We start from the raw sequence: 1,734 nt of genomic DNA on the forward strand, positions 1-1,734 counted from the left end.
CTATCGAAATAGAGGGAAAAGGCTCGGTTTAAGATTCAATTTAATTGCTGGAATTTACAACTTAGAATTGAATGAAAAATGAGTTATGAAAGAGATCTAATAATGGCAGGTGGTTCTCGTATTGTGATCAGTGATGGTGGGATTACTATCTCAACAGGTGGAAAAATTGTTTATCAAGCTGGACAGCATAAGTTTGAAGGTGGGCAAAGGATTGTTTCTCCCATCACGGTCTTACCTACAGCACCGAATACTTATAGTAATCAAGTCAATTATAAGTTTGAGTATACGGATGAGAATGGGGAAGCCGTTGATTCGCCTAAAAACATTCAAAAGCAAGTATTTGTTATAGAAGATACGACTGCAAAATTACTTGCTCAAAGGGAATTAAATAATTCTACTGAAGATACTACTCTAAGATTTCATACAGCCGAAGAAAAACCATTTACAGCATTATTATTCAATAGCGAAAATCTTACATTTGATAAGCCAAATGATCATTTTTTTAATGAGGATGAAGTAGATGATGAGCAATCATTTGATGAAAACTTTGATTCAACTAAGGACGATGAATAATCACAATGGCATTAACTGAATATAAAATTAAAGTTGTTGATGCAAGCAACAAACCCTTATTAAATTTTCCCATGGCAACACGGTATGTTGGGGGAGATAAAAAAAATAATAAGCTAACCAGTGATATGGATGGGGTTTTAACTTTTCAATCAGATGGACGAGCTGTAGAAGTATTTGTATTAGCTCCGATTGATAAAAATGGTCAACCTGATATGACCAAATTTAAAGAAGATAACGACAATGATAATGCCTATTATCGAATTACGACACTTAATGTATTGAGAATACTACCAAGCTCAATTAAATCTCCTTATTTTTTAACTGACTACGGTATCGCAAAAACAAAATTTATATTTTATGAAAATGCACAAAATAAGAAGATTTGTTCTGTACCTCTCATAGTAAAAGTGTCTTATTTAGTGGGACCTGCCAAAACTGCACCAAGGTTTATTGAAGCCATTCAAGATGTGAAAAATGGCGAATTGAATATTACATCTATTTTACATAGCAGAATACAAATTCATCCTTTTAAGCCTGATAATACTCCTTTTAAAACACCTCAAGGGTATACGCCCCGATCTACTACTCCTGTAGAACTACCTGTTTATTTCGACATAACAAGCAGTAGTGCAACAACTCAACCTGATCAACCAAGTTTGCCTGTAACAGTACCACAAGTTGGTGATGTAACATGCCTAACTTGTGGTAAGTCCTTAAAATTTGATCTTAATTTTATTAAAAGTGTTGCACCAAAAGCTAAGACAGAATTTCAAAATGCTCTGTTATTGCTCCCGAATCATCTAAAAAAGTATTCAAGTAATACCTGTAGGGATTTAATTAATATTCTAGCTCAAGGAAAAATAGAAACTGAAGACTTTACAAAGCTAATAGAAAGCATGTATTACACAAAAAAATCATATACTGGAAAATCCTTATATAATATGATGATAACAAACTTTACAGGTGCTTTTAAACGCCATGGGATGGAAAACTATACATTAGAAAAACGATATAAATATGTCGAAGATAATTTAATGTCGAATGACCCTGCGATAGCCCAGTTTTTGTATTCAGTACCTCAATATCCTAATAATAATTACAGAGGTAGGGGATTAATTCATTTAACACATTTTGCAACATATGTTAAATGTGCGGAAGAAA

The 1,734-nt window shown here is 33.0% G+C and carries 1 protein-coding gene and 1 pseudogene; both read left to right on the top strand.

Annotated features, from left to right (window positions below; translation table 11 throughout):
• Nucleotides 1–102 precede the first annotated feature (102 nt).
• Nucleotides 103–573: a hypothetical protein gene (locus DCO44_RS16520; protein WP_116763780.1), complete on the top strand. Its 471-nt coding sequence runs from the start codon at nucleotides 103–105 to the stop codon at nucleotides 571–573.
• A gap of 5 nt (nucleotides 574–578) precedes the next feature.
• Nucleotides 579–1,734, top strand: a pseudogene (locus DCO44_RS16525) (hypothetical protein); the annotation flags it as partial.

Origin of the sequence: Acinetobacter sp. AM (genome assembly GCF_003105055.1) — a bacterium.
Lineage (GTDB): Bacteria > Pseudomonadota > Gammaproteobacteria > Pseudomonadales > Moraxellaceae > Acinetobacter > Acinetobacter tibetensis.

Excerpts from the sequence above, each read along its gene's own strand:
- DCO44_RS16520 (WP_116763780.1), top strand. The coding sequence starts at position 103 with ATGGCAGGTGGTTCTCGTATTGTGATCAGTGATGGTGGGATTACTATC.